Here is a 23,863-nt window from a genome sequence, read left to right as displayed (position 1 = left end):
CCGGGCGCGGATGCCGGGTGGCAGGATTCGGACCATGTCAGACCAGCTCCGCGCCGCCGCACCGCCCCCGGCCGAAGGCCTCGCCGCCCCGTACGACGCCCTCCTGCTGCTCTCTTTCGGGGGTCCCGAAGGACCCGACGACGTCGTGCCGTTCCTGGAGAACGTCACGCGCGGGCGCGGCATCCCGCGCGAGCGGCTCAAGGAGGTCGGGCAGCACTACTTCGGCTTCGGCGGGGTCAGCCCGATCAACGGGCAGAACCGCGAGCTGCTGGACGCCCTGCGCAAGGACTTCGCCGGGCACGGGCTGGACCTGCCCGTGTATTGGGGCAACCGGAACTGGGCCCCGTACCTCACCGACGTGATGCGGGAGATGGCCGCCGACGGCCGCCGCCGCATCGCGTTGCTCGCGACCAGCGCGTACGCCTCGTACTCGGGCTGCCGGCAGTACCGCGAGAACCTCGCGGACGCGCTGGCGGCGCTGGTGGAGGACGGCGTCGCCGAGCTGCCGAAGGTCGACAAGCTGCGGCACTACTTCAACCACCCCGGCTTCGTGCAGCCGATGATCGACGGCGTGCTCGCCGCGCTGGAATCGCTGCCGAAGGAGGTGCGCGGCGGCGCGCACCTCGCCTTCACCACCCATTCGATCCCCACCGCGGCCGCCGACACCTCCGGCCCGGTCGAGGAGCACACGGCCGGCGGCGAGGGCGGGGCGTACGTCAGGCAGCACCTGGACGTCGCGCAGGTGATCGCGGACGCGGTGCGGGCCGAGACGGGCAGGGAGCTGCCCTGGGAGCTCGTCTACCAGTCGCGCAGCGGCGCCCCGCACATCCCGTGGCTGGAGCCGGACATCTGCGACCACCTGGAGGCCCTGCACGAAGCCGGGGCGCCGGCGGTGGTGATGGTGCCGATCGGGTTCGTCTCGGACCACATGGAGGTCCTGTACGACCTCGACACGGAGGCCACCGCGAAGGCCGCGGAGCTCGGGCTGCCGATCGCCCGCTCGGCGACCGTCGGGGCCGACCCGCGGTTCGCGGCCGCGGTCCGGGAGCTGGTGCTGGAGCGCGCCGCCGCGGAGCGGGGCGAGCCGGTGGAGCGGTGCGCGCTGGGGCTGCTCGGGCCCAGCCACGACCTGTGCGCGGTGGGCTGCTGCCCGGCGCGCGGGCCCCGGCCGGCGGCCGCGGGCGTCGACAGCCCGTACGCCTAGAAAGGGCGAGCGTGATCTCCGAAGAGCTGAAGGCCGAACTGCTGGACGTGGGGCTGGACGCCGCCCGGCAGGCCGGGGAGCTGCTGCGGGACGGCCGGCCGGCCGATCTCGCGGTGGCGGCGACGAAGAGCAGCCCGATCGACGTGGTGACCGAGATGGACATCGCGGCGGAGAAGCTGATCACCGGGATCCTCGCGCGGCGGCGGCCCGAGGACGGGCTGCTGGGCGAGGAGGGCGCGGACGTCCCCGGCACCAGCGGGGTGCGGTGGGTCGTGGACCCGCTCGACGGCACCGTCAACTACCTGTACGGGCTGCCGAGCTGGAGCGTGTCGATCGCCGCCGAGTACGAGGGCCGGACCGTGGTCGGGGTCGTGGCGGCGCCGATGCGGGGCGAGACGTACCACGCGGTGCACGGGGGCGGGGCCTGGCTGGGCGGGGCCCGCCTCGCCTGCCGGGCGGCGGCCCCGCTGGACCAGGCGCTGGTCGCTACCGGGTTCGCCTACCTCCAGGCGCGCAAGGAGCAGCAGGCGGAGGTGGCCCGGCGGGTGGTCCCCCGGGTGCGGGACATCCGGCGGGGCGGCTCGGCGGCGCTGGACCTCAGCGACGTGGCCGCCGGGCGGCTGGACGCGTACTACGAGCGCGGGCTGAACCCCTGGGACCTGGCCGCGGGCGAGCTGATCGCCCGGGAGGCCGGGGCGCTCACGGGCGGGCGGCCCGGGCAGCCGGCCTCGGGGGAGCTGGCGCTGGCCGCCACACCGGCGGTGTTCGCGTCGCTCCAGGCGCTGCTGGACGAGGCCGGGGCCTGGCACGACTGACGACCGCCGCGCCCCATCGGGGGGACCCGGCATGAGGGAGCCACGGCATCAGGTGCCCGGCAGGAGGGGCCCGGCATGAGGGAACCCCGGCCGCCGCACCGCGGCCGCCGGGGTTCTGGCTGGACTGGAAGTTGTCAGCAGGCGGAGACGGAGACCGGCACGCCGTGTTCGGCGGCGAGGCGCTGGAGATCTTCCAGCTCCGCCTGCTCCACTTCCACGAGGAAGTCGTCGCCCGTCTGGCGGGCCTGCTCAAGGTCCGTCTGCGTGGCCCGGATGCGCTGCAGGAGACCCGCGGTGAATGCGTCCATGGTGGGTTCGCCCCCTCTTCGTGGGTCGGCGGCGGCACGTGGCAGTCCGCCGTCAGGGAGTGGTCGGGGTGTGCTGTCGTCCTCCCCGGCACCCTGGGCGCAGAAACCTCGGGAGGCGAGGGAATCCTCACTTCCGGCCCCCCGCGGGCCCCGGAGGGGCGCCTTACAGCCGGTTTACGGCTGAAACGGGCAGGATGGACGACGCAATACACGTGTGCCCTCAGGGCTCTATGGAAGGAAACGACGTGCGCGTACTCGTCGTCGAGGACGAGCAGCTGCTCGCCGATGCGGTGGCCACCGGGCTGCGCCGGGAGGCCATGGCCGTGGACGTCGTGTACGACGGCGCCGCCGCCCTGGAGCGCGTGGGGGTGAACGACTACGACGTGGTCGTGCTCGACCGGGACCTCCCCCTCGTGCACGGTGACGACGTCTGCCGGAAGATCGTCGAGCTCGGCATGCCCACCCGCGTGCTGATGCTCACGGCGTCCGGCGATGTGAGCGACCGGGTGGAGGGCCTGGAGCTGGGTGCGGACGACTATCTGCCCAAGCCCTTCGCGTTCAGCGAGCTGACCGCCCGTGTGCGTGCCCTGGGACGGCGTACCACCGTCGCCCTGCCCCCCGTACTGGAGCGGGCCGGGATCAAGCTCGACCCGAACCGGCGCGAGGTGTTCCGTGACGGCAGAGAGGTGCAGCTGGCGCCCAAGGAGTTCGCGGTGCTGGAGGTTCTCATGCGGAGCGAGGGGACCGTCGTCTCCGCCGAGCAGCTGCTGGAGAAGGCATGGGACGAGAACACCGACCCCTTCACGAACGTGGTGCGGGTGACGGTCATGACCCTGCGGCGCAAGCTGGGGGAGCCGCCGGTCATCGTGACCGTGCCTGGCTCCGGCTACCGGATCTGACGCGCGTGGCGGCGACCCCGGCACCGGCAACGGTGCCGCCGAGACCGACCTGGGACCCCGGCCAGCCCGAGGGTCCCTTCCCTTGGCTGCGGCCCACGATCCGCATACGCCTCACGCTGCTCTACGGCGGGATGTTCCTGATCGCCGGCATCCTGCTGCTGTCGATCATCTACCTGCTGGCGGCGCAGGCCCTGCGCGAGGGCAACGGGCTGCCGTACAAGATCCTGGGCGGCACGGACATCCAGGTCACCAGCACCTGCCCCGGCGTGGTCGGCAAGATCCAATCGCCCGACCAGTTCAACTCGGTGATCAACACCTGCATCCTGGAGCAGCGCCGGCACGCCCTGGACGACCTGCTCAGCCGGTCGCTGATGGCCCTGCTCGGCCTCAGCATCATCGCGTTCGCCTTCGGCTACGCGATGGCCGGTCGGGTGCTCTCGCCGCTGGGCAAGATCACCCGGACCGCCCGCCGCGTGGTCGGCTCCGACCTGACCCGGCGGATCGAGCTGGACGGGCCGGACGACGAGCTCAAGGAGCTCGCCGACACCTTCGACGAGATGCTCGACCGGCTGGAGCGGGCCTTCACGGCCCAGCAGCGGTTCGTCGCGAACGCCTCGCACGAGCTGCGCACCCCGCTGGCGATCAACCGGACGCTCCTGGAGGTGCACCTGTCGGATCCGGGTGCGCCGGTGGAGCTCCAGCAGCTGGGCAAGACGCTGCTGGCCACCAACGAGCGCAGCGAGCAGCTGGTCGAGGGCCTGTTGCTGCTGGCCCGCAGCGACAACCAGATAGTCGAGCGCAAGCCCGTGGACCTGGCGGAGGTCGCCTCGCGCGCCATCGACCAGGCGCGCGGGGAGGCGGCGGTGAAGGGCGTGGAGATCCGCGGCGAGCGGGTGCCGGCCGTGGTCCAGGGCAACGGCGTCCTGCTGGAGCGGATCGCGCTCAACCTGGTGCAGAACGCCGTCCGGTACAACGTGGCGGATGACGGCTGGGTGGAGGTCACCACCGAGTCCCAGCACGGTCAGGCGATCCTCGTCGTCTCGAACACGGGTCCCGTGGTTCCCGCGTACGAGGTGGACAACCTCTTCGAGCCCTTCAGGCGGCTGCGTACCGAGCGCACGGGCAGTGACAAGGGTGTGGGGCTCGGCCTGTCGATCGCGCGCTCTGTGGCGCGCGCACACGGCGGCCGGATCTCGGCGACCCCGCGCGAGGGCGGTGGCCTCGTGATGCGTGTCACTTTGCCCGCGTGAGCACCCGACCGCCTGTTCGCTCTCGGCTGAATGATGAGGGGGTGGCGAGGATGGCGCCTGTGTGATCGATCACATTGTCGAGTGTTGGGTCATGTGCGTTCAGTGACCCCGAAGAGGGCCGGAAAGCCCGGGAAGTCCGGGTTTCCCGCCCCTCGAACGGCGGGAAATACACGGGGTGGCGTTTGTGCAAGACGGCCCCCGGACCGTGTACGGTCCCGGTCGTCATCCCAGCCAATCGCTCCTTCAGGTGTGCGGCTGGGTGTCGATTGAGTAACAGACCTTGATGTGAGGCAAAATCTCCGCCTCAGGTCGGGCACAAGTCCGGCCTCTCGCGCGTTACGTGCGCTGAGACACCGCTAAATCCCAGAGGGGGAGAGCGAAAAATGGCAACGGACTACGACACCCCACGCAAGACCGACGACGACGTCGACAACGACAGCATTGAAGAGCTGAAGGCCCGGCGCAACGAGAAGTCGTCTTCGAGCGTCGACGTCGACGACTTCGACGCGGCGGAGGGCATGGAGCTCCCCGGCGCAGACCTCTCCAACGAGGAACTGGCCGTTCGGGTGCTGCCCAAGCAGGCCGATGAGTTCACCTGCATGAGCTGCTTCCTGGTGCACCACCGCAGCCAGCTGGCACGCGAGAAGAACGGCCAGCCGATCTGCCGCGACTGCGACTGAGAGGCGTCGGCCGTGACCGGCTCGACACCGTTTCGGAAGCGCCGCTTCCGAAAAGCTGGTGATCCGGTGGAGGCGCAAGAGGCGGCCACGGGCCCGGAAACGGGCCCAGCAGCCTCCGGCGTACCCGCTGTGTCGTCCGGCACCGCCGCGGCGGTGCAGTCGGCCGCAGAGTCCGGCGAGGGAGCCCGGCGCAGGTCCGGGGCTCGTCGGCTGCAGGCCGTCAAGAGCGGTGTGCACAAGGCCGGCGAACACGTCAGGGCCGCCGTCCAGCACGTCGCGGACCGCATCATCGAGAACGCACCGCGCGTTCCGGTTCGGGACCTCGCGACCCTGCGCGCGCAGTTCCCGGGCCTCGGTCCCGATCAGCTTGCCGACAAGCTGATCGCGGGCGCCGCGTACGGCACCTCCACGGTGGGCGCCGGCATCGGAGCCGCGGCCATGCTGCCGGTGCCGCCCGCGATGCCGGCCGAACTGGCCGCGGAGATCACCGGGGTCGCCGCCATCGAGCTGAAGCTCGTCGCGGAGCTCCACGAGGTGTACGGCCGGCGACCGGCCGGGAACCTCAGGGAACGCAGCCTCGCCTACCTGACCGCGTGGACGGAGGAGCGCGGGGTGGACCTGACCAAGCCGACGACGCTGAACATCGCGCTCGGCGGTCAGATGAAGCGCGAACTGCGCCAACAGATCATGAAGCGGACGTTCCGCAACCTGCCGAACCTGCTGCCGTTCATGGTGGGCGCCACCGTCGGGGCGGTCATGAACCACCGCGACACCCGCAAACTCGCCGAGAAGGTCCGTGCCGACCTGCGGGGCCGGGCCGTGCCCTGGGACTCCCTGACGCAGCTCCCGCCCCTTGAGCAGCCCTCCGAGCCCCTTCCCGAGGCCATCAGGGATGCCATCGAAGGCTCGACGGGCGACTGGCCCCCGGCCTGACGACTGCAGAGCGCGGATGCGTCAGCCCTTGGCCGCCCGGATCGCCGAGACCAGCGCCTGCGGCTCGCGGGTGGAGACGTACGCGTACGGGGTCGGGTCCTCGGGGTCGGTGATCGGGATGCGCACCGCCGTCGGGACGTAACTGCGCAGCAGCATGAAGGCGCGCGTGTCCGCCTTGTACGTGCGCCAGGCGCGCGCCTCCTCCGCGTCCAGCACCTCGGGCTCACCCAGGGCCGCCACCGGGATCCGCGCCTCACCGGCCGCCAGCGCGCCGTTGACCACGCGCACGCGCGCGGAGCCGTACGAACTCACCAGCAGTCCCGCCAGCGCGCTGCCCCCGACCAGCCCCACCAGCAGCGGCAGCGTGCCCAGCGGCAGCAGCATCAACGCGCACGCCAGGCCGATGAGTACGGCGATGGCCCACCAGGAGCGGGGGGCGGTCAGGCGTTCGTCGTGGTGCGCGGGGGAGAGCTGCATAGCGTCAAGCCTGCCACGAGGCGACCGGCGGGTAGCGGCGCGGGTAAGGTCTGCGCCTGTGAGTGGACGAAACACAGCGTTGACGCCCCCGGCCGATGCCGCCGCACCGGTCCGGCACCCCGACGCCCCGGCACCCGGCGAGCTGCTCGGCGCGCACTACGGGCACTGCTTCGGCTGCGGCGAGGGCCAGCCCCACGGACTCCACCTGGAGGCCCGTGCCGGGGAGGGCGTCCGCGTCAGCGCCGAGTTCACCGTCAAGCCCGCGCACCAGGGCGCCCCCGGCCTCGCCCACGGCGGAGTGCTCGCCACCGCCCTCGACGAGACGCTGGGCTCCCTGAACTGGCTGCTGCGCGTCATCGCGGTGACGGGACGGCTGGAGACCGACTTCGTGCGGCCCGTGCCCGTGGGCACCGTGCTGCACTTGGAGGCGGAGGTGACCGCCGTCGCCGGGCGCAAGATCTACTCCACCGCCGTCGGCCGGATAGGCGGCCCCGGGGGCCCGGTCGCCGTGCGCGCGGACGCGCTCTTCATCGAGGTGAAGGTCGACCACTTCATCGACAACGGTCGGCCCGAGGAGATCCGGGCGGCGATGTCCGACCCGGACCAGGTCAGGCGCACGCGCGCCTTCGAGGTGAACCCCTGATGTCTGAGAACAACCACGCCCCGGTCGACGTGCTCCTCAAGCGTGTCGACCCGGAGGTGCCCCTGCCCGCCTACGGCCACCCCGGCGACGCCGGCTGCGACCTCGTGACCACCGAGGCGGCCGTGCTGGAGCCCGGCGAGCGCGCCGTACTGCCCACGGGGGTGTCCATCGCCCTGCCCGACGGGTACGCGGCGTTCGTGCACCCGCGCTCGGGCCTGGCCGCCCGCTGCGGGCTCGCGCTCGTGAATGCCCCGGGGACGGTGGATGCCGGGTACCGTGGGGAGATCAAGGTGATCGTGGTCAATCTCGACCCGCGCGAGAGCGTCCGGTTCGAGCGCTTCGACCGCATTGCCCAGCTGGTTGTCCAGAGGGTCGAGAAGGTGCGCTTCCACGAGGTGGCGGAACTTCCCGGCTCGGCGCGGGCCGAGGGGGGTTTCGGCTCCACCGGCGGTCATGCGGCCGTGGCCGGATCCGGCGCTGGTCAGCAGGGTGGGAATGGCTACGCTTCGGTCGTATCCGACCGGGAAGGACAGTGACGTGTTCGGACGTCGCAAGAAGAACGACTCCGCCAAGGACGGCGGCGCGGCCGAGCAGGTCGTGGACGGCGTGGCTGCCGATGAGCAGGACGGCGGCGAGGAGTTCGACTCCGCGCCCCGCAGGGTGAATCTGCCGCCGGCCCCGCGGCCCGACGGCCCCTGGGACGTCTCCGAGGTGCCCGGTGCGCCCGAGGAGGGTCGCGTCGACCTGGGCGGCATCCTCGTACCGGGTGTCGAGGGCATGGAGCTGCGCGTCGAGGTCGCCGGGGACGCGATCGTCGCCGCGACGGTCGTCCTCGGCGACAGCGCCGTACAGCTGCAGGCCTTCGCGGCGCCCAAGAAGGAAGGCATCTGGGGCGAGGTCCGCGACGAGATCGCCACGGGCATCACCCAGCAGGGCGGCATCATCGACGAGGTCGAGGGTCCGCTGGGCTGGGAGCTGCGCGCCCAGGTGCCCGTACCGATGCCCGACGGCCAGACCGGTGCCCAGCTGGTCCGCTTCGTCGGCGTCGACGGCCCGCGCTGGTTCCTGCGCGGCGTCATCTCCGGCCAGGGCGCCGTGCGCCCCGAGTCGGCGGGCGTGCTGGAGCAGATCTTCCGCGAGACCGTCATCGTGCGCGGCGACGGCCCGATGGCTCCGCGCGACCCGATCGTGCTGAAGCTGCCGAACGACGCCCAGATGGTGCCGGACGGCGTGCAGACCGAGGACCAGGAGGGCTCCCGCTTCTCCGGCGGCATGGGCCAGCTGGAGCAGGGTCCGACGATCACCGAGGTCCGCTGACCCGGCGGATCCCCGGCGACGCCTCCGGGCGACCGTTTCCGGCCGCGGGCCTACTCCTTCGGGGGGTACGGCCCGCTGTCGTACCCGGGGGTGAGGGCACCGGGTGTCAGGGATCCGTCAGGGATGGCCGGACGGGCCCCGAAAGTGCGGGGATCGGCGGAAACGTCCCGGAGAATGGGCGCATGGGACGCGGCAAGCTTCGGATCTACCTCGGCGCGGCACCCGGTGTGGGCAAGACGTACGCGATGCTGTCCGAGGCCCACCGCCGGGTGGAGCGGGGCGCCGACTGCGTCGTCGGCTTCGTCGAGCACCACGGGCGGCCGCGCACCGAGGTGATGCTGCACGGGCTGGAGCAGGTCCCGCGCAAGGAGCTCTCGTACCGGGGCGCCGGCTTCACCGAGATGGACGTGGAAGCCGTCCTGGCGCGCCGGCCCGCGGTCGCGCTCGTGGACGAGCTCGCGCACACCAACGTCCCCGGCTCGCGCAACGCCAAGCGGTGGCAGGACGTCGAGGAGCTGCTGCGGGCGGGCACCGACGTCGTCACCACGGTCAACATCCAGCACCTGGAGTCGCTCGGCGACGTCGTGGAGTCCATCACCGGGGTGCGGCAGCGGGAAACCGTGCCGGACGAGGTGGTGCGGCGCGCCGACCAGATCGAGCTCGTCGACATGTCCCCGCAGGCGCTGCGCCGGCGGATGGCGCACGGGAACATCTACCAGTCCGACAAGGTCGACGCGGCCCTGTCCAACTACTTCCGGCCCGGCAACCTCACCGCGCTGCGCGAGTTGGCGCTGCTGTGGGTGGCCGACCGCGCCGACGAGTACCTCCAGCAGTACCGGGGCGAGCACGGCATCCGCTCCACCTGGCAGGCCCGCGAGCGGATCGTCGTCGGGCTCACGGGCGGGCCCGAGGGCCGTACGCTCATCCGCCGCGCCTCCCGGATGGCCGCGAAGGGCTCGGGCAGCGAGATCCTCGCCGTCTACATCGCCCGCAGCGACGGGCTGACCGCGGCCTCGCCGAACGAGCTCGCCGTCCAGCGGACGCTGGTCGAAGACCTTGGCGGAACGTTTCACCATGTGATCGGCGACGACATCCCCGACGCGCTGCTCGCATTCGCCCGCGGGGTCAACGCCACCCAGATCGTGCTCGGCTCCAGCCGCCGAAAGGCCTGGCAGTACGTCTTCGGCCCCGGTGTCGGCGCCACCGTGGCCCGCGACTCGGGGCCCGACCTCGACGTGCACATCGTCACGCACGAGGAGGTCGCCCGGGGCCGCGGGCTGCCGGTGGTCCGCTCGGCGGCCCGGCTCGGCAGGCCCAGGATCATCGCCGGCTGGGTCGTCGGCATACTCTGCCCCACCCTGCTCGCCGTCCTGCTCACGCACGTGAACGCCGACCCGGGCCTCGCCAACGAGATGCTGCTGTTCCTCTCGCTGACCGTGGGCGCCGCGCTGCTCGGCGGGCTCTGGCCCGCACTGGCCTCGGCCGCCTTCGGCTCGCTGCTGCTGAACTACTTCTTCGCCCCGCCCGTCCACCGGTTCACCGTCTCCGACCCGAAGAACATCGTGGCCATCGCCGTCTTCTTCGGGGTGGCGGTCTCCGTGGCCTCCGTCGTGGACCTGGCCGCCCGGCGCACCCACCAGGCCGCCCGGCTGCGCGCCGAGTCCGAGATCCTCTCCTTCCTGGCCGGCAGCGTGCTGCGCGGCGAGACCACGCTGGACGCGCTGCTGGAACGGGTGCGGGAGACCTTCGCGATGGAGTCCGTGGCCCTCCTGGAGCGCCCGAGCGACGTCGAGCCCTGGAAGCGGGCCGGCAGCGTCGGCCCGCGCCCGGTCGACCGCCCCGAGGAGGCCGATGTGGACATGCCCATCGGCGACCACATGGCGCTGGCCCTGTCCGGCCGGGTGCTGCCCGCCGAGGACCGCCGCGTGCTCGGCGCCTTCGCCGCCCAGGCCGCCGTGGTCCTGGACCGGCAGCGGCTGGTCGGGGAGGCCGAGGAGGCCCGCCGGCTGGCGGAGGGCAACCGGATCCGGACCGCCCTGCTGGCCGCCGTCAGCCATGACCTCCGTACGCCGCTGGCCTCCATCAAGGCCTCGGTGTCCTCCTTGCGCTCCGACGACGTGGACTGGTCCGAGGAGGACCGGGCGGAGCTCCTCGAAGGCATCGAGGACGGCGCCGACCGGCTCGACCACCTGGTGGGCAACCTGCTCGACATGTCCCGGCTGCAGACGGGCACCGTGACCCCGCTGATCCGGGAGATCGACCTCGACGAGGTGGTCCCGATGGCGCTGGGCGGCGTACCGGAGGACAGCGTGGTGCTGGACGTCCCGGAGACGCTGCCGATGGTGGCGGTGGACCCCGGGCTGCTGGAGCGGACCGTGGCCAACGTGGTGGAGAACGCCGTCAAGTACAGCCCGGCCGACGAGCGGGTGCTGGTCCGGGCGAGCTACCTCGGCGACCGGGTCGAGGTGCGCGTCGTGGACCGGGGGCCCGGGGTGCCCGACGAGGCCAAGGACCGGATCTTCGCCCCCTTCCAGCGCCACGGGGACGCCCCGCGCGGCACCGGGGTGGGCCTCGGCCTCGCCGTGGCCCGGGGCTTCGCCGAGGCCATGGAGGGCACCCTGGCGGCCGAGGACACCCCCGGCGGCGGGCTGACCATGGTGCTGACGCTGCGCGCCGCGACGGGCGGCGGTGGACCGGACCACGCCGCGGCGCACCGCGGCCTCGCCGCCGCCGACGGCGCCGACCCCATCGATCTCGACCCCCTACGACTGAAAGCAGGACCTCAATGACCCGGGTGCTCGTGGTGGACGACGAACCGCAGATCGTCCGAGCCCTCGTGATCAATCTGAAGGCGCGCAAGTACGAGGTCGACGCCGCGGCGGACGGGGCCCAGGCCCTGGAGTTCGCGGCGGCCCGCCACCCCGACGTGGTCGTCCTCGACCTGGGACTGCCCGACATGGACGGCGTCGAGGTGATCAAGGGCCTGCGCGGCTGGACCCGGGTGCCGATCCTGGTCCTCTCGGCCCGGCACAGCTCCGACGAGAAGGTCGAGGCCCTGGACGCCGGGGCCGACGACTACGTCACCAAGCCCTTCGGCATGGACGAGCTGCTCGCACGGCTGCGCGCGGCCGTCCGCCGGGCCGAGCCGGGCGCGGGCTCCGGCGAGGACGGGGTGGTCGTGGAGACCGACGGCTTCACGGTGGACCTGGCCGCCAAGAAGGCCGTGCGCGAGGGGCGCGACGTACGGCTCACGCCCACCGAGTGGCACCTGCTGGAAGTGCTGGTCCGCAACGGGGGCAAGCTGGTGAGCCAGAAGCAGCTCCTCCAGGAGGTCTGGGGGCCCTCGTACGGCACCGAGACGAACTACCTGCGGGTCTACATGGCCCAGCTGCGGCGCAAGCTGGAGGCGGACCCCTCGCATCCGCGGCACTTCATCACGGAACCGGGCATGGGATACCGCTTCGAGAGGTAGTGCGGGCGCCGGTACGCTTCCTGTATGAGTGCTGAACCGCGTCCCGAGAAGTCCGTCAAGCCGGTCAGGCCGGCGGGCCGGTTCCGGCGGATGATAGAGCGGCTGTCCACCTCTCAGGAGGAGCTGCATTCGGCGGAGCTGCAGGAGGACGCAGAAGCCGCCGGGTGCACGCGGATCTGCGACTCCCACGACCGTCAGATAGTCAAGGTGACGGGAACCTTGCGTACCGTCACCCTCCGGCCGCGCGCCGGGGTGCCCGCCCTGGAGGCGGAGCTCTTCGACGGCTCGGCGGCGCTGGACGTGGTCTGGCTCGGGCGTCGCTCGATCGTGGGAATCGAACCGGGGCGGCGCATGATCGCCTCCGGACGGATCGCGATGAGCCACGGCCGCCGGGTCCTCTTCAATCCGAAGTACGAACTCCGACCGCTCGGACAGGAGCACTAGCCGGTGACGTCACTCGACAAACCGATCACCCCGGATCCCGCGGGGGAGCCCTCCGCGGACCAGAAGGCCGTCACCCAGGCGGCGCTCTTCGACGCATTCGGAGGCGTGCGGGGCACCGTGGAGACGATGCTCCCCGGGCTGCTCTTCGTGATGATCTACACGATCAACAAGGACGTGAAGATGTCCGCCTTCGCGGCGGGCGCGGTCGCCGTCCTGCTCGTGATCGTGCGGCTGCTGCGCAAGGACACCGTCAAGCACGCGTTCAGCGGGGTCTTCGGCGTGGGCGTCGGCGTGGCCTTCGCCCTGTTCACCGGCACCGCCAAGGGCTTCTACCTGCCCGGCATGATCTACGGCGCCGGGCTGGGCGTGGCCTTCACGCTGTCCGCGCTGGTCGGGTTCCCGCTGCTGGGCGTGATCCTGGGGCCGGTGTTCAAGGAGAACCTGTCCTGGCGGACGCGCAACCCCGGGCGCAAGAAGGCGTACACCAAGGCCAGTCTGGCCTGGGGGCTCATCTTCCTCGCGAAGTACGCGATCCTCTTCCCGCTGTACTGGTGGGGGGACGCGACGCAGCTGGGATGGGTGCTGATCGCCCTGAAGCTGCCGCCGATGGTGCTCGCGGTGTACTTCACGTGGGTGTTCCTGGCGAAGGCGCCGCCGCCGATCGACGTGATCGCGGAGTGGGAGGCCGAGGAGGCCACGGAGAAGGCCCGCAAGGCCGGGGCGAAGTAGCGCATGGGTGCGGGTCGTGCGGGTCCGTCAGTGGCGGGCCTGGAGGAGGTCCTCCAGCTGCTCCTCGCGGGCCTGGGCGGCCACGAAGAGCAGTTCGTCGCCCGGCTCCAGGGTCTCCTCCGCGTGCGGGGTGAGGACCCGGTTGCCGCGGATGATCGTCACCAGCGAGGTGTCCTCGGGCCAGGTGATCTCGCTGATCTGGGTGCCGGCGACCGAGGAGTCGGCGGGCAGGGTCAGCTCGACGAGGTTGGCGTCGCCGTGGCTGAAGCGGAGCAGCCGCACCAGGTCGCCGACGCTGACGGCCTCCTCGACCAGGGCCGACATCAGACGCGGCGTGGAGACCGCGACGTCGACGCCCCAGGACTCGTTGAAGAGCCACTCGTTCTTCGGGTTGTTGACCCGCGCCACGACCCGGGGGACCCCGTACTCGGTCTTGGCCAGCAGGGAGACGACCAGGTTGACCTTGTCGTCGCCCGTGGCCGCGATGACCACGTTGCAGCGCTGCAGCGCGGCCTCGTCGAGCGAGGTGATCTCGCAGGCGTCGGCCAGCAGCCACTCGGCCTGCGGCACGCGCTCCACGGAGATGGCGGTCGGCGCCTTGTCGACGAGGAGCACCTCGTGCCCGTTCTCCAGCAGCTCGCCCGCGATGGAACGGCCCACCGCGCCGGCTCCGGCGATCGCGACCCTCATGCGTGTGCCTCCTCGGGGCCCTCGGCGAAGGACGCCTCGACCTTGTCGATCTCGTCCGTGCGCATCATCACGTGGACGAGGTCGCCCTCCTGCAGCACCGTCTGGGACGTCGGCAGCATGGCCTCGCCCAGTCGGGTGAGGAACGCCACGCGGACGCCGGTCTCCTCCTGCAGCTTGCTGACCTTGTGCCCGACCCAGGCGGCGGAGGTGTGCACCTCGGCGAGCTGGACCCCGCCGCTCGGGTCGCGCCACAGCGGCTCGGCCCCGGACGGCAGCAGCCGGCGCAGCATCTGGTCGGCGGTCCACCGCACGGTCGCGACGGTGGGGATGCCCAGGCGCTGGTAGACCTCGGCGCGCTTCGGGTCGTAGATGCGGGCGGCGACGTTCTCGACACCGAACATCTCGCGGGCCACGCGGGCAGCGATGATGTTGGAATTGTCACCACTGCTGACCGCCGCGAAAGCGCCCGCCTCCTCGATCCCGGCCTCGCGCAGCGTGTCCTGGTCGAAGCCGACCCCGGTGACGCGGCGCCCGCCGAATCCGGCGCCCAGCCGGCGGAATGCGGTGGGGTCCTGGTCGACGACGGCGACCGTATGCCCCTGCTGTTCCAAGGTCTGCGCGAGGGCGGAGCCCACTCTTCCGCAGCCCATAATGACGATGTGCACGGCCGTCCTTCCGGCTGTCAGCGCTCGCTGGTTCCCAGCCTCATTGCATGCTCTGGCTTCACAGGGTCTCAGACCATGGCCCAAGCTACACACGGGCGGTCCCCCATGTGACCTTTGCAGCGCACGCCGGGTCTCAATGCGGGTGTCATTGCCCTGTAATACGGGCGGGGGGTTCGTCAGCCGGATTTCGAACGCTTACGATCCTCTGCGTGTCCAAACTGACCGACGTGCCCAAACGGATCCTGATCGGCCGGGCGCTACGCAGCGACCGCCTCGGGGAAACACTGCTCCCCAAGCGGATCGCCCTACCCGTGTTCGCATCCGACCCGCTCTCCTCGGTGGCATATGCCCCCGGCGAAGTCCTGCTGGTCCTGTCGATCGCCGGTGTGTCGGCGTACCACTTCAGCCCCTGGATCGCCGTGGCGGTCGTCGTGCTGATGTTCACCGTGGTCGCCTCGTACCGCCAGAACGTTCACGCGTACCCCAGCGGAGGCGGCGACTACGAGGTCGCCAACACCAACCTCGGGCCGAAGGCCGGACTCACCGTCGCGAGCGCTCTGCTCGTCGACTACGTCCTGACCGTCGCCGTGTCGATCTCCTCCGGAGTCGAGAATCTCGGCTCCGCCGTGGATTTCGTCATCGAGCACAAGGTGCTCTCCGCGGTGATCATGATTCTGCTGCTCACGCTGATGAATCTCCGCGGTGTGAAGGAATCGGGGAAGCTCTTCGCCATTCCGACATACGTGTTCGTCGGCGCCGTCTTCGTGATGATCGCCTGGGGTGCGTGGCGCGGCCTCGTCGCCGGCGACACCATGCAGGCCCCGACGGCCCATCTGGAGATCAAGGCCGAGCACCAGGGGCTGGCCGGCTTCGCGCTGGTCTTCCTGCTGCTGCGGGCCTTCTCCTCCGGATGTGCCGCCCTGACCGGCGTCGAGGCGATCAGCAACGGCGTCCCCGCCTTCCGCAAGCCCAAGAGCAAGAACGCGGCCACCACCCTCGCCCTCATGGGCGGCCTGGCGGTCACCATGTTCTGCGGGATCATCGGCCTGGCCATGGCCACCGACGTGAAGATGGCCGAGGCGCCCGCCACCAACCTGCTCGACAACGGCGTCCCCGTCGGCCCCGAGTTCGTCCAGCACCCGGTGATCTCCCAGGTGGCCGAGGCCGTCTTCGGCAACGGCAGCTTCCTGTTCATCGTCCTGGCGACCGCCACCGCGCTCGTGCTGTTCCTGGCAGCCAACACCGCGTACAACGGCTTCCCGCTGCTCGGCTCGATCCTCGCGCAGGACCGCTACCTGCCGCGCCAGCTGCACACCCGCGGTGACCGGCTCGCGTTCTCGAACGGCATCGTGCTGCTCGCGGGCGCGGCGATCCTCCTCGTGTGGATCTACGACGCCGACTCCACCAAGCTGATCCAGCTCTACATCGTCGGCGTGTTCGTCTCCTTCACGCTGAGCCAGATCGGCATGGTCCGGCACTGGAACCGCCACCTGCGGACCGAGAAGGACCAGGCCGCGCGCCGCCGGATGCACCGCTCCCGGGCGATCAACACCTTCGGCGCGATCTTCACGGGCCTGGTGCTCGTCGTCGTCCTCGCCACCAAGTTCACGCACGGTGCCTGGGTCGCCCTGCTGGGCATGGTGATCTTCTACGGCACGATGACCGCGATCCGGAAGCACTACGACCGGGTCGCCGCCGAGATCGCCGCCGCCGAAGGCCCCAGCGACGACAGCGTGCGGCCCTCCCGGGTCCACTCCATCGTCCTGGTCTCCAAGGTGCACAAGCCCACGCTGCGCGCCCTGGCCTTCGCCAAGCTGACCCGCTCGGACACCCTGGAAGCGCTCAGCATCAGCGTCGACCCCGCCGAGACGAAGGCGCTGAAGGAGGAGTGGGAGCGGCGCGGGATCAACGTACCGCTCAAGATCCTCGACTCCCCGTACCGCGAGATCACCCGCCCGGTGGTCGAGTACGTGAAGGGCCTGCGCAGCGAGAACCCGCGCGACGCCGTCAGCGTGTACATCCCGGAGTACGTCGTCGGCCGCTGGTACGAGCACCTGCTGCACAACCAGAGCGCACTGCGCCTCAAGGGCCGCCTGCTGTTCACCCCCGGCGTGATGGTCACCTCGGTGCCCTACCAGCTGGAGTCCTCGGAGCTCGCGAAGAGGCGGGCGAAGAAGCGGCAGGAGTGGAACGCCCCGGGCGCGGTGCGCCGCGGACCGGTGGACACCCCGCGCCCGAAGGACCGCGCGGGGAAGTAGCCCCGCCGCTGTCGGTGTGGCGAACGGCCGGACGAGATCCACGTAAACTGGTGGGTCGGTCGTCCGGCCGTTCCCATTTATGTTTTGGAGTCTCCCCACCATGACCGAGCAGAACGAGAAGCAGTCACTGGTCGGGGAGGAGTACGAGGTAGAGGTCGGCCCCGTCGCGCACGGCGGCATCTGCATCGCCCGGACCTCCGACGGGCGGGTCCTGTTCGTCCGTCACACGCTGCCCGGCGAGAAGGTCATCGCCCGCGTCACGGAGGGCGAGACGGACTCCCGCTTCCTGCGCGCCGACGCGATCACCGTCCTCGACGCCTCCAAGGACCGGGTCGAGGCCCCCTGCCCGTACGCAGGCCCCGGCAAGTGCGGTGGCTGCGACTGGCAGCACGCCAAGCCGGGCGCCCAGCGCCGGCTCAAGGGCGAGGTCGTCGCCGAGCAGCTGCTGCGGCTCGCCGGGCTCACCCCGGAGGAGGCCGGCTGGGACGGCACGGTCATGCCGGCCGAGGGCGACAAGCTCCCGGCGGGCCAGGTCCCGCAGTGGCGCACCCGCGTCCAGTACGCGATCGGCGAGGACGGGCGCGCGGGCCTGCGCAAGCACCGCTCGCACGACATCGAGCCGGTCGACCACTGCATGATCGCCGCGCCGGGCGTCAGCGAGCTGGGCATCGAGAAGCAGGACTGGCCCCAGATGGCCACGGTCGAGGCGATCGCCGCGACCGGCTCCCAGGACCGCCAGGTCGTCCTGACCCCGCGCCCGGGCGGCCGCCTCCCGCTCGTGGAGCTGGACAAGCCGGTCTCGGTCCTGCGGGTCGAGGAGAAGGACGGCGGGGTCCACCGGGTCCACGGCCGCCCCTTCGTCCGCGAGCGCGCGGACGGCCGTACGTACCGCGTGGGCATGGGCGGCTTCTGGCAGGTCCACCCGCAGGCCGCCGACACCCTGATCAAGGCCGTCATGCAGGGCCTGATGCCGCGCAAGGGCGAGATGGCCCTCGACCTCTACTGCGGAGTCGGGATCTTCGCGGGCGCCCTGGCCGAACGCCTGGGCGAGACGGGCGCGGTGCTCGGCATCGAGTCGACGAAGCGCGCGGTCGAGGACGCCCGGCACAACCTGGCGGACTTCCCCCGGGTCCGCATCGAGCAGGGCAAGGTGGAGTCGGTCCTCCCGAAGACCGGCATCACGGAGTGCGACCTGGTCGTCCTGGACCCCCCGCGGGCCGGCGCCGGCAAGCAGACGGTCCGCCACGTGGCCGGCCTGAACGCCCGCCGCATCGCGTACGTGGCCTGCGACCCGGCGGCCCTGGCCCGCGACCTGGCCTACTTCAAGGAAGCCGGCTACAAGCCCCGCACCCTCCGGGTCTTCGACCTCTTCCCGATGACCCACCATGTTGAGTGCGTTGCGATCCTTGAGCGGGAGGCGAAGGACGCCTGACCTGCGCTTTTGTGGTAACGGTCGTCCGCTTCACCTGTTTCCACCCGCCCAACAGGTGAAGCGCGAGGTTGGATGGCCATACGCGCCTGACCTGCGGATTCATGGGGGTCTGACGGCGGCGGTGCGAGCCGTGCCCGCACGACTCTCAGGTTCTTGACGCTCGCGTGACGTTCGTTCTGAAGGCCCATCACATCGATTGGGTCCAGTTGCCGTCCGTACGGATCGCGAGACGCTGTCTGCTCATGACGAGGTGCTCGGGCAGCGTGGCGTTCTCCAGACGGTCGCACCGTGTGATGTCTTCGTCGGGCAGCGCGTCTTCTTGTCCTCGCCTCCATGTGCAACCCGATCGGTGGCGAAGACCCCAAGCAGAAGGCTGATGTCGTTGCCGACGCCACCAACCGGCTCCTCACCGAGCTCTCGGTGAAGTGTGCAAAGGAAGAAGGCGTACGCGACTGCTTCCACGTCGCTGTCATCGGCTACGGGCCACCGTCGGCTCGGCCTTCGCGGGGGCGCTCACAGGCCGGGACGTCGTTCCGCTCAGCGAGGTGGCGGACAACCCGGCTCGCGTCGACGAACGCAGCAAGAAGGTGCCGGACGGTGTCGGTGGTCTGGTCGAGACGACAGTCAACTTCCCGCTGTGGATGGACCCGGTCGCCCACGGTGGGACGCCGATGAACCGGGCTCTCCAATCAGAGGGCGACTTCAAGAATCCGGCCGGCTCCACAGGGCTGCACACGTTGCTCACCCACCCGGACAGGACGGTGAGCGGCCTCGCGGACCAGGTGAGGTCCTTGGCCTCTCAGCCGCTGGATCTGCTCCCCCGCTTGCCCAGGCCGTCCCGAAACAGCGGACCTCCGCCCATACGACCACCTCGGCGTCCTACGTTCCCGCCGCTGCTCCAAGTCTGGGTGGGCTGCCCAGCTGGATGCCGGGGCACCTTCCCTCGACGCCCGCGCAGCCACCGGCCGCGCCCGCCACCACCTCACCAGGTGGCTTCCACGCCCGAACGACGCTGGACGTCGTCGTGGCCGTGCTGTGGCCCCTTGCGGTGGCTACGACGATCCTGATGGTTGTTGCCGGGCTCCCGAAGGGAGTGTTCGGTCCCGGAGTACCCCTCGTCTTCGCCGCCGTAACCACTGCATTGGCCCGGAGCCGCCGCGCCGAGCGGGGACAGTCGCGGGCTGCTCTGGCCACCCTGACGAACCAGCTGGCCCAGGTCGAGGACCCGGTGAAGGCAGCCGCGAAGCTGCGCAAGGACCGGGCGAAGTTCGATGCGGCGGAGGCCGACCGGGATGCCGGGTACCCGCGGGCTCAGGCCAAACTCACGGCCCAGTACCACGCCGCGCTCAAGGAGGCCGAGACACGCAAGGTACGCAAGCAGCGCGACATGGACAAGAAGATCAACGGACTTTCGGAGGACCTTCACAAGGCCTTGGCCAAGGCACTCGCCGACAAGCAGTCCGCCTACGTCCGGGATCAGCTCGGCCGACGGCTGATCGCTCAGTCACCGCCGCACGGCATCGGGCCGACACTCGCTGCTCGTCTCGCCGCGCACGGCGTCCGGACGGCAGCCGACTTCACGGGCTACCGGCCCGTGCAGAACAGCCCCTACAACAGCACCGGAGCTGTGCTCGTGCTGCCCGGTGGCCGCGTCATCAACGTTCATGGCATCGGCGAGGCCAAAGCCATTGCCCTGGACGTCTGGCGCAAGGCCGTGGTTGCGTCCGCCACGGTCCGCCAGCCGACCACCATCAGCCCGGCGGAGCGACAGTCGATCGAGCAGGGCATCGTCCGCCGCCGGGCCCAGCTCACCGACCAGCGCAAGGCTGTGGAGACCGAGGCCGACGCCTCGCGCGCACAGGCGCGGAAGCGGCTGGAGGAGGGGCAGGAACGACTTGCTCGAGAGAACGCCGCCGCCGGGGACCGGGCTCGCCAACAGCGCCAGGAGTTCAGTCGGCGCACGGTCGCACTCCAGCAGAACAATGCACTCCACGCGACGCTGACCGCCGCGCTGGAGACTACCGGCGCGAGCAGCGAGGGCTGTCGTACGCATACTACGTGCGCTTCCTCTTTGTAGGTCGCTGAGCCCGGCCCTTGCCGCGATCAGAGATGGCGGGTCTAACGGGGCAACGGGCCGTCACCACTGACCTGACGAGAACCGCACGGACTCGGCCAGTGTTTTCCTTGCTCCCTCGAAGTCGGCGAGCCTCGCGGCCAGGGTGGCCGTGGCCAGCCTGGTGGGCAGCGCCACGGCGAACTTCAAACCGTGGACGGCCCGCTGGTCCACGTCGGGCAGAACGAGAGCCGAAGCGGAGCGCGCGCTGTTCCTCGCGGCCTGCCACGCGTGGGGGGTCAGGTCCTCCCGCAGCCGCAGATAGCAGTCGGTCGGCCGCTGGAGGGGGTCGGCAACAGTGGACAGGGTGGCGCCGAGGGTGGCGTTGGTCCGGTAGCCGGCCCAGGTCCACCAGCGGACGTCGGCTCCCCGCCGGGTGATCAGGGTCCCACCGGGGTGGACGGTGTGCGGGGCTTCCTCGTCCCGCCACTCCTGAAGCCCGGCGGCTGCCCTACGGGTCAGGGAGACGAGCGGGTCGGCTCCGAGCAGCACCTCCCGCATGGCACGGGTGAGCGCGTACGGGAGACCGGTGGGCGTTCCGCTGGACCACTTGGCGACGCCGCCGCTCTCCGCCGGTTCGACGAAGACGCGCTTGCGCCCCCAGTCGATGTAGGTCACCTGCCAGCTGCGCCCGGCCAGGAGCAGGCGGCGGGGGCCCGGTCGTTCCTCGGTGAGTACGGAGGGGTCGGCCTGGCCGATCTCGGTGCGCCCGGACAGCACGGTGAACTGCGGGGGCGCGGTGAACGAGGCGGTCAGTTCGATGAAATGGCGTCGTCCGAAGCGGTGTTCCGCTTCGGGACCGATGAACAGCAGACCTCCGTCGGAGTCGAGGAACCCCTCGCTCACCAGGTGGCGCAGGATCGGTGCAGCCGAACGGTCGAACGGTGCCATTCCGTTCCACTCGTCCATCCACAGCTGATTCCCCAGCTTGTGCTTCTGGAGGGTCAGGGCGAGCAGCTGTTGGGCCACGAGGTGACGGGGCTCGGGTGGCGGGATCACGGCCTCTACCCAGCCCCGGCCCCACAGCAGCAGCAAACCGGCGGCCTGCAGCAGGGAGTCCTTGCGGGTGGCGAGGAACAGACAGTTGCGGCTGGATCCGGCCCGGCGTCCGGTCCGCCCGAGGCGCTGCAGGAACGAGGCGACCGTGGCAGGGGAGTCGATCTGGATGACGCGGTCCAGATCGCCCACGTCGATGCCCAGTTCGAGAGTGGAGGTGGACACGATCACGCAGTCGCGTGCCTCGGCGAACGCCTGCTCCGACCTGGCTCGTTCCTCGGCGGAGAGGGAGGCATGGGAGAGGAACACGGAGACCTCGCGGGCCCGCAAGGCGGCGCCCAGCTCCTCCACCTGGCGCCTCGAATCGCAGAAGACCAGTCGCTTTTCGCCGCGGTGCAGAGCCGCGATGATCTTGGCTGCGTTGTCGAGGGAGCCGACGTAGTCCAGCTCGACATCTCCCGGGGGTGGGGGAGCCGCGCCGCCCGACGGGGCCGGGGCGATGCCCGGAGCGACGACGTGACCGGCCCGTCGGCCGGCTCCTGATCCCTGCAGCCAGGTCAGCAGTTGCTCGGGGTTGCCGACGGTCGCCGACAGGCCGATCCGCTGGATCGAGCGGCCCACCACCCTCTCCAGCCGTTCTAGCACGGCCAGCAGGTGCCAGCCCCGGTCGTCCCCGGCGAAAGCGTGCACCTCGTCCACGACGACCGCCCGGACCCCGCCGAGCAGGTGGGCATGGTCCGTCTTCACGCCGATGAGCATGGCTTCCAGCGATTCGGGCGTGGTGAGGAGGATGTCCGGCCGACCGGTGCGGATGCGGTTTCGCTGGGACTCCTTGGTGTCCCCGTGCCAGAGCGCGGCGCTCCGGCCCAGCCACTGCGCGTAGCCGTCGATACGGGTCACCAGGTTGTTCAGGAGGGCCTTGAGCGGGCAGAGGTAGAGCACCGACGTGCCGGACCAGCTCTGCTCGGACATGGCGGACAGGATCGGCAGGCAGGCCGCCTCGGTCTTGCCGCCCGCGGTGGGGGCCAGCAGCACCGCGTCGTGCCCGTCCATCACGGGATCGATGGCCGCTCGCTGCAGGGGCCGCAGGTCGGGCCAGCCCAGCGTGTTGACCACATGGTGCAGGACGACGGGGTCCAGGCGGTCGACGGGGTCGTGGGGGTGCACGGACCGGTCGGCGGGTCCTGTCACGAAATGTCCAGGTCGATCTCGTCGGCGGCAACCGCGGCGGCCAGGTTCCGCTCCACCTCGGTCAGCTCGCCACTGGAGACGGTCAGGCGGTAGTGCTGCCGCGGGTCGAAGTCGGCGAACTGGTCGATGCGGTCCAGTACGTCACCGACCAGCTTCTTCAAGTAGACGCGGGGTGCGACGCCGACCTTGCCACCAAGAGCTCCCCCCACCGCGCCGGCCAGGTCGGCGACGTACGCGTCGTCGGCCAGCGCCCTCACCCGGTCCGGGGCGGATGCGCCGATTGCGTACAGATCCCGGATGGTGATCCCGAGCGCGACCAGGGAGTCCTGAGTGAACCCCGGCAGTCGCAGTTGCACCGCGCGCGGGTTGTCGAAGCGCGGGTCGGTGGTGAAGTCGGTGGCGAGCCGCTGGGCGAGCGGGGCCAGCCGTTGGGCTCCTTGTTGCCCGTCGTAGAAGGCCGGCGTGCCGGTGATGATCAGGTACAGGCCCGGGAAGCGCCCGGAATGCACCTCGTCGATGAGCTGGCGCAGCGCGTTGAGGGCTTTATCGCGGGCATCCGACCGGACCCGCTGGAGAGTCTCCACCTCGTCGAGCACGAGGAACAGCCCCCGGTGTCCGGAGTCGCGCAGCACGGTGAGCAGCCCTTGGAGGAAACCGAGAGCACCGAAATGGTCCAGGTCGCCGCGGACTCCGGCCGACCGGCGCGCTGCGGCGGCCACATGCGGTTGCCCGCCGAGCCAGGCCAGGACCGCTGAAGCCGTCGCCTCGTCCCCCTGGGCGAGGGCGGCCCGGTAGCCGCGCAGGGCGGTGGCGAAGGACGGGGCGTGCCGGGACACTTCGGCGAGGCGGGCCGTGAGCAGCTTCTCGACCGCCCCGGCCAGTTCGTCCTCGCCGGCTCCGTCGGCGAGTGCGTCCTCCTCCAGGGCATAGAACCAGGCGTCGACCACGGGGCGCAGGGCGCTGGGCGGGAAGCTGGCCGTGGTCAGCCGCTCGGTCAGCCGACGGTAGACCGTCTCCAGGCGGTGCAACGGGGTCTCCGTCTCCGAGATCTGTATCTCGGCCACGGCGAACCCGCGCTGTTTGGCGCGCTCGCCGAGCCACCGGGTGAAGAACGTCTTCCCGGAGCCGTACTCCCCGCGGACGGCCTTGAACACGGAAGCGCCCGAGGCGACCGCGTCCAGTTCGGCATCGAGCGCGGACTCGAACCGGTCCAGGCCGGTGGCCAGTAGGTCCAGCCCGGTTTCGGGTACGGCGCCGCGGCGCAGGGCGTCGATGGCGGTACGGCGACGGGCGGCGGAGACGGCGGAAGCACGCGGGTCGGTCACCCCCGCATTCTCCCACCCGTGC

22 protein-coding genes are annotated in these 23,863 nt (G+C 71.0%); 16 read left to right on the top strand and 6 right to left on the bottom strand.

Annotation, left to right across the window (positions count from 1 at the left end):
- The first annotated feature begins 34 nt into the window (after nucleotides 1-34).
- Together ACIBAD_RS14390 and ACIBAD_RS14385 are read left to right on the top strand one after the other, a co-directional pair.
- On the top strand, nucleotides 35-1,204 hold the full coding sequence (locus ACIBAD_RS14390; RefSeq protein WP_398906745.1) for a ferrochelatase: 1,170 nt from the start codon (nucleotides 35-37) through the stop codon (nucleotides 1,202-1,204).
- An 11-nt stretch (nucleotides 1,205-1,215) separates the two neighbouring features.
- The gene (locus ACIBAD_RS14385) at nucleotides 1,216-2,019 is read left to right on the top strand and encodes an inositol monophosphatase family protein (protein ID WP_398906743.1); all 804 of its coding nucleotides are present in this window, start codon (nucleotides 1,216-1,218) and stop codon (nucleotides 2,017-2,019) included.
- A gap of 134 nt (nucleotides 2,020-2,153) precedes the next feature.
- Here ACIBAD_RS14385 and ACIBAD_RS14380 read toward each other — a convergent pair whose 3' ends face one another.
- Nucleotides 2,154-2,327, bottom strand: a complete 174-nt coding sequence (locus ACIBAD_RS14380; protein ID WP_166682034.1) for a hypothetical protein — start codon at nucleotides 2,325-2,327, stop codon at nucleotides 2,154-2,156.
- A gap of 245 nt (nucleotides 2,328-2,572) precedes the next feature.
- Here ACIBAD_RS14380 and ACIBAD_RS14375 point away from each other — a divergent pair, with 245 nt between their 5' ends.
- The 4 genes from ACIBAD_RS14375 (at nucleotide 2,573) to ACIBAD_RS14360 (ending at nucleotide 6,089) form a co-directional block, all read left to right on the top strand.
- A complete protein-coding gene (locus tag ACIBAD_RS14375) occupies nucleotides 2,573-3,226 on the top strand; it encodes a response regulator transcription factor (RefSeq protein ID WP_030206113.1) in 654 nt (217 codons plus the stop codon).
- Between the two features lie 5 nt (nucleotides 3,227-3,231).
- Nucleotides 3,232-4,476 (top strand): sensor histidine kinase, encoded by a 1,245-nt coding sequence (locus tag ACIBAD_RS14370; protein ID WP_398906740.1) that lies wholly within the window; start codon nucleotides 3,232-3,234, stop codon nucleotides 4,474-4,476.
- 383 nt (nucleotides 4,477-4,859) lie between these two features.
- On the top strand, nucleotides 4,860-5,156 hold the full coding sequence (locus ACIBAD_RS14365; RefSeq protein WP_030154344.1) for a DUF4193 domain-containing protein: 297 nt from the start codon (nucleotides 4,860-4,862) through the stop codon (nucleotides 5,154-5,156).
- A gap of 12 nt (nucleotides 5,157-5,168) precedes the next feature.
- The gene (locus tag ACIBAD_RS14360; RefSeq protein ID WP_134070510.1) at nucleotides 5,169-6,089 is read left to right on the top strand and encodes a hypothetical protein; all 921 of its coding nucleotides are present in this window, start codon (nucleotides 5,169-5,171) and stop codon (nucleotides 6,087-6,089) included.
- Nucleotides 6,090-6,110: 21 nt separating this feature from the next.
- Here ACIBAD_RS14360 and ACIBAD_RS14355 read toward each other — a convergent pair whose 3' ends face one another.
- A complete protein-coding gene (locus tag ACIBAD_RS14355; protein WP_134070508.1) occupies nucleotides 6,111-6,566 on the bottom strand; it encodes a DUF3093 domain-containing protein in 456 nt (151 codons plus the stop codon).
- A 58-nt stretch (nucleotides 6,567-6,624) separates the two neighbouring features.
- Between ACIBAD_RS14355 and ACIBAD_RS14350 the strand changes: the two genes are divergently transcribed.
- The 7 genes from ACIBAD_RS14350 to ACIBAD_RS14320 all read left to right on the top strand — a co-directional run bounded on the left by ACIBAD_RS14350 (nucleotide 6,625) and on the right by ACIBAD_RS14320 (nucleotide 13,171).
- Nucleotides 6,625-7,209 carry a PaaI family thioesterase gene (locus tag ACIBAD_RS14350; RefSeq protein ID WP_134070506.1) on the top strand — a complete coding sequence of 195 codons (585 nt, stop codon included), beginning with the start codon at nucleotides 6,625-6,627 and terminating at the stop codon, nucleotides 7,207-7,209.
- The gene (gene dut, locus ACIBAD_RS14345; protein ID WP_134070504.1) at nucleotides 7,209-7,745 is read left to right on the top strand and encodes a dUTP diphosphatase; all 537 of its coding nucleotides are present in this window, start codon (nucleotides 7,209-7,211) and stop codon (nucleotides 7,743-7,745) included. The genes ACIBAD_RS14350 and dut overlap by 1 nt, the downstream gene beginning before the upstream one ends.
- A gap of 1 nt (nucleotide 7,746) precedes the next feature.
- Nucleotides 7,747-8,526 carry a DUF3710 domain-containing protein gene (locus ACIBAD_RS14340; RefSeq protein WP_134070502.1) on the top strand — a complete coding sequence of 260 codons (780 nt, stop codon included), beginning with the start codon at nucleotides 7,747-7,749 and terminating at the stop codon, nucleotides 8,524-8,526.
- A gap of 182 nt (nucleotides 8,527-8,708) precedes the next feature.
- A complete protein-coding gene (locus tag ACIBAD_RS14335; protein WP_398906735.1) occupies nucleotides 8,709-11,315 on the top strand; it encodes a DUF4118 domain-containing protein in 2,607 nt (868 codons plus the stop codon).
- Nucleotides 11,312-11,998, top strand: a complete 687-nt coding sequence (locus ACIBAD_RS14330) for a response regulator (protein ID WP_398906733.1) — start codon at nucleotides 11,312-11,314, stop codon at nucleotides 11,996-11,998. Before ACIBAD_RS14335 ends, ACIBAD_RS14330 begins: the two co-directional genes overlap by 4 nt.
- A gap of 24 nt (nucleotides 11,999-12,022) precedes the next feature.
- Nucleotides 12,023-12,442 (top strand): OB-fold nucleic acid binding domain-containing protein, encoded by a 420-nt coding sequence (locus ACIBAD_RS14325; RefSeq protein ID WP_134070498.1) that lies wholly within the window; start codon nucleotides 12,023-12,025, stop codon nucleotides 12,440-12,442.
- 3 nt (nucleotides 12,443-12,445) lie between these two features.
- Entirely contained in the window at nucleotides 12,446-13,171 is a 726-nt protein-coding gene (locus ACIBAD_RS14320; protein ID WP_398906731.1) for a DUF3159 domain-containing protein, read from the top strand.
- 27 nt (nucleotides 13,172-13,198) lie between these two features.
- Here the strand turns inward: ACIBAD_RS14320 and ACIBAD_RS14315 are convergent, their stop codons facing one another.
- Both ACIBAD_RS14315 and ACIBAD_RS14310 read right to left on the bottom strand, forming a co-directional pair.
- The gene (locus ACIBAD_RS14315) at nucleotides 13,199-13,861 is read right to left on the bottom strand and encodes a TrkA family potassium uptake protein (protein WP_053691455.1); all 663 of its coding nucleotides are present in this window, start codon (nucleotides 13,859-13,861) and stop codon (nucleotides 13,199-13,201) included.
- On the bottom strand, nucleotides 13,858-14,526 hold the full coding sequence (locus ACIBAD_RS14310) for a TrkA family potassium uptake protein (RefSeq protein ID WP_134070496.1): 669 nt from the start codon (nucleotides 14,524-14,526) through the stop codon (nucleotides 13,858-13,860). The genes ACIBAD_RS14315 and ACIBAD_RS14310 overlap by 4 nt, the downstream gene beginning before the upstream one ends.
- 209 nt (nucleotides 14,527-14,735) lie before the next feature.
- Between ACIBAD_RS14310 and ACIBAD_RS14305 the strand changes: the two genes are divergently transcribed.
- From ACIBAD_RS14305 to ACIBAD_RS14295, 3 genes are all read left to right on the top strand, one after another.
- Nucleotides 14,736-16,784, top strand: a complete 2,049-nt coding sequence (locus ACIBAD_RS14305) for an APC family permease (protein WP_134070494.1) — start codon at nucleotides 14,736-14,738, stop codon at nucleotides 16,782-16,784.
- A gap of 100 nt (nucleotides 16,785-16,884) precedes the next feature.
- Nucleotides 16,885-18,216: a class I SAM-dependent RNA methyltransferase gene (locus tag ACIBAD_RS14300; RefSeq protein ID WP_398906728.1), complete on the top strand. Its 1,332-nt coding sequence runs from the start codon at nucleotides 16,885-16,887 to the stop codon at nucleotides 18,214-18,216.
- A 1,024-nt stretch (nucleotides 18,217-19,240) separates the two neighbouring features.
- Complete coding sequence (locus tag ACIBAD_RS14295) at nucleotides 19,241-20,293, top strand: hypothetical protein (protein WP_398906726.1); 1,053 nt, start codon at nucleotides 19,241-19,243, stop codon at nucleotides 20,291-20,293.
- Between the two features lie 60 nt (nucleotides 20,294-20,353).
- On the opposite strand, the gene ACIBAD_RS14290 is transcribed toward ACIBAD_RS14295, so the two are convergent.
- Entirely contained in the window at nucleotides 20,354-22,516 is a 2,163-nt protein-coding gene (locus ACIBAD_RS14290; RefSeq protein ID WP_398906724.1) for a DEAD/DEAH box helicase, read from the bottom strand.
- Entirely contained in the window at nucleotides 22,513-23,841 is a 1,329-nt protein-coding gene (gene brxD, locus ACIBAD_RS14285; RefSeq protein WP_398906722.1) for a BREX system ATP-binding protein BrxD, read from the bottom strand. Before brxD ends, ACIBAD_RS14290 begins: the two co-directional genes overlap by 4 nt.
- Nucleotides 23,842-23,863 lie beyond the last annotated feature (22 nt).

This window comes from Streptomyces sp. NPDC051109 (genome assembly GCF_044455885.1).
Lineage (GTDB): Bacteria > Actinomycetota > Actinomycetes > Streptomycetales > Streptomycetaceae > Streptomyces.
The sequence above is the reverse complement of the archived record's forward strand: the minus strand, read 5'-3'. Positions and strand labels throughout refer to the sequence as shown.

Bases quoted from the DNA above. Each gene is read 5' to 3' on its own strand.
- ACIBAD_RS14325 (WP_134070498.1), top strand. From the start codon at position 12,023: ATGAGTGCTGAACCGCGTCCCGAGAAGTCCGTCAAGCCGGTCAGGCCG.
- ACIBAD_RS14390 (WP_398906745.1), top strand. From the start codon at position 35: ATGTCAGACCAGCTCCGCGCCGCCGCACCGCCCCCGGCCGAAGGCCTC.
- ACIBAD_RS14380 (WP_166682034.1), bottom strand. From the start codon at position 2,327: ATGGACGCATTCACCGCGGGTCTCCTGCAGCGCATCCGGGCCACGCAG.
- ACIBAD_RS14300 (WP_398906728.1), top strand. From the start codon at position 16,885: ATGACCGAGCAGAACGAGAAGCAGTCACTGGTCGGGGAGGAGTACGAG.
- ACIBAD_RS14330 (WP_398906733.1), top strand. From the start codon at position 11,312: ATGACCCGGGTGCTCGTGGTGGACGACGAACCGCAGATCGTCCGAGCC.
- ACIBAD_RS14315 (WP_053691455.1), bottom strand. From the start codon at position 13,861: ATGAGGGTCGCGATCGCCGGAGCCGGCGCGGTGGGCCGTTCCATCGCG.
- dut (WP_134070504.1), top strand. From the start codon at position 7,209: ATGTCTGAGAACAACCACGCCCCGGTCGACGTGCTCCTCAAGCGTGTC.
- ACIBAD_RS14365 (WP_030154344.1), top strand. From the start codon at position 4,860: ATGGCAACGGACTACGACACCCCACGCAAGACCGACGACGACGTCGAC.
- ACIBAD_RS14355 (WP_134070508.1), bottom strand. From the start codon at position 6,566: ATGCAGCTCTCCCCCGCGCACCACGACGAACGCCTGACCGCCCCCCGC.
- ACIBAD_RS14335 (WP_398906735.1), top strand. From the start codon at position 8,709: ATGGGACGCGGCAAGCTTCGGATCTACCTCGGCGCGGCACCCGGTGTG.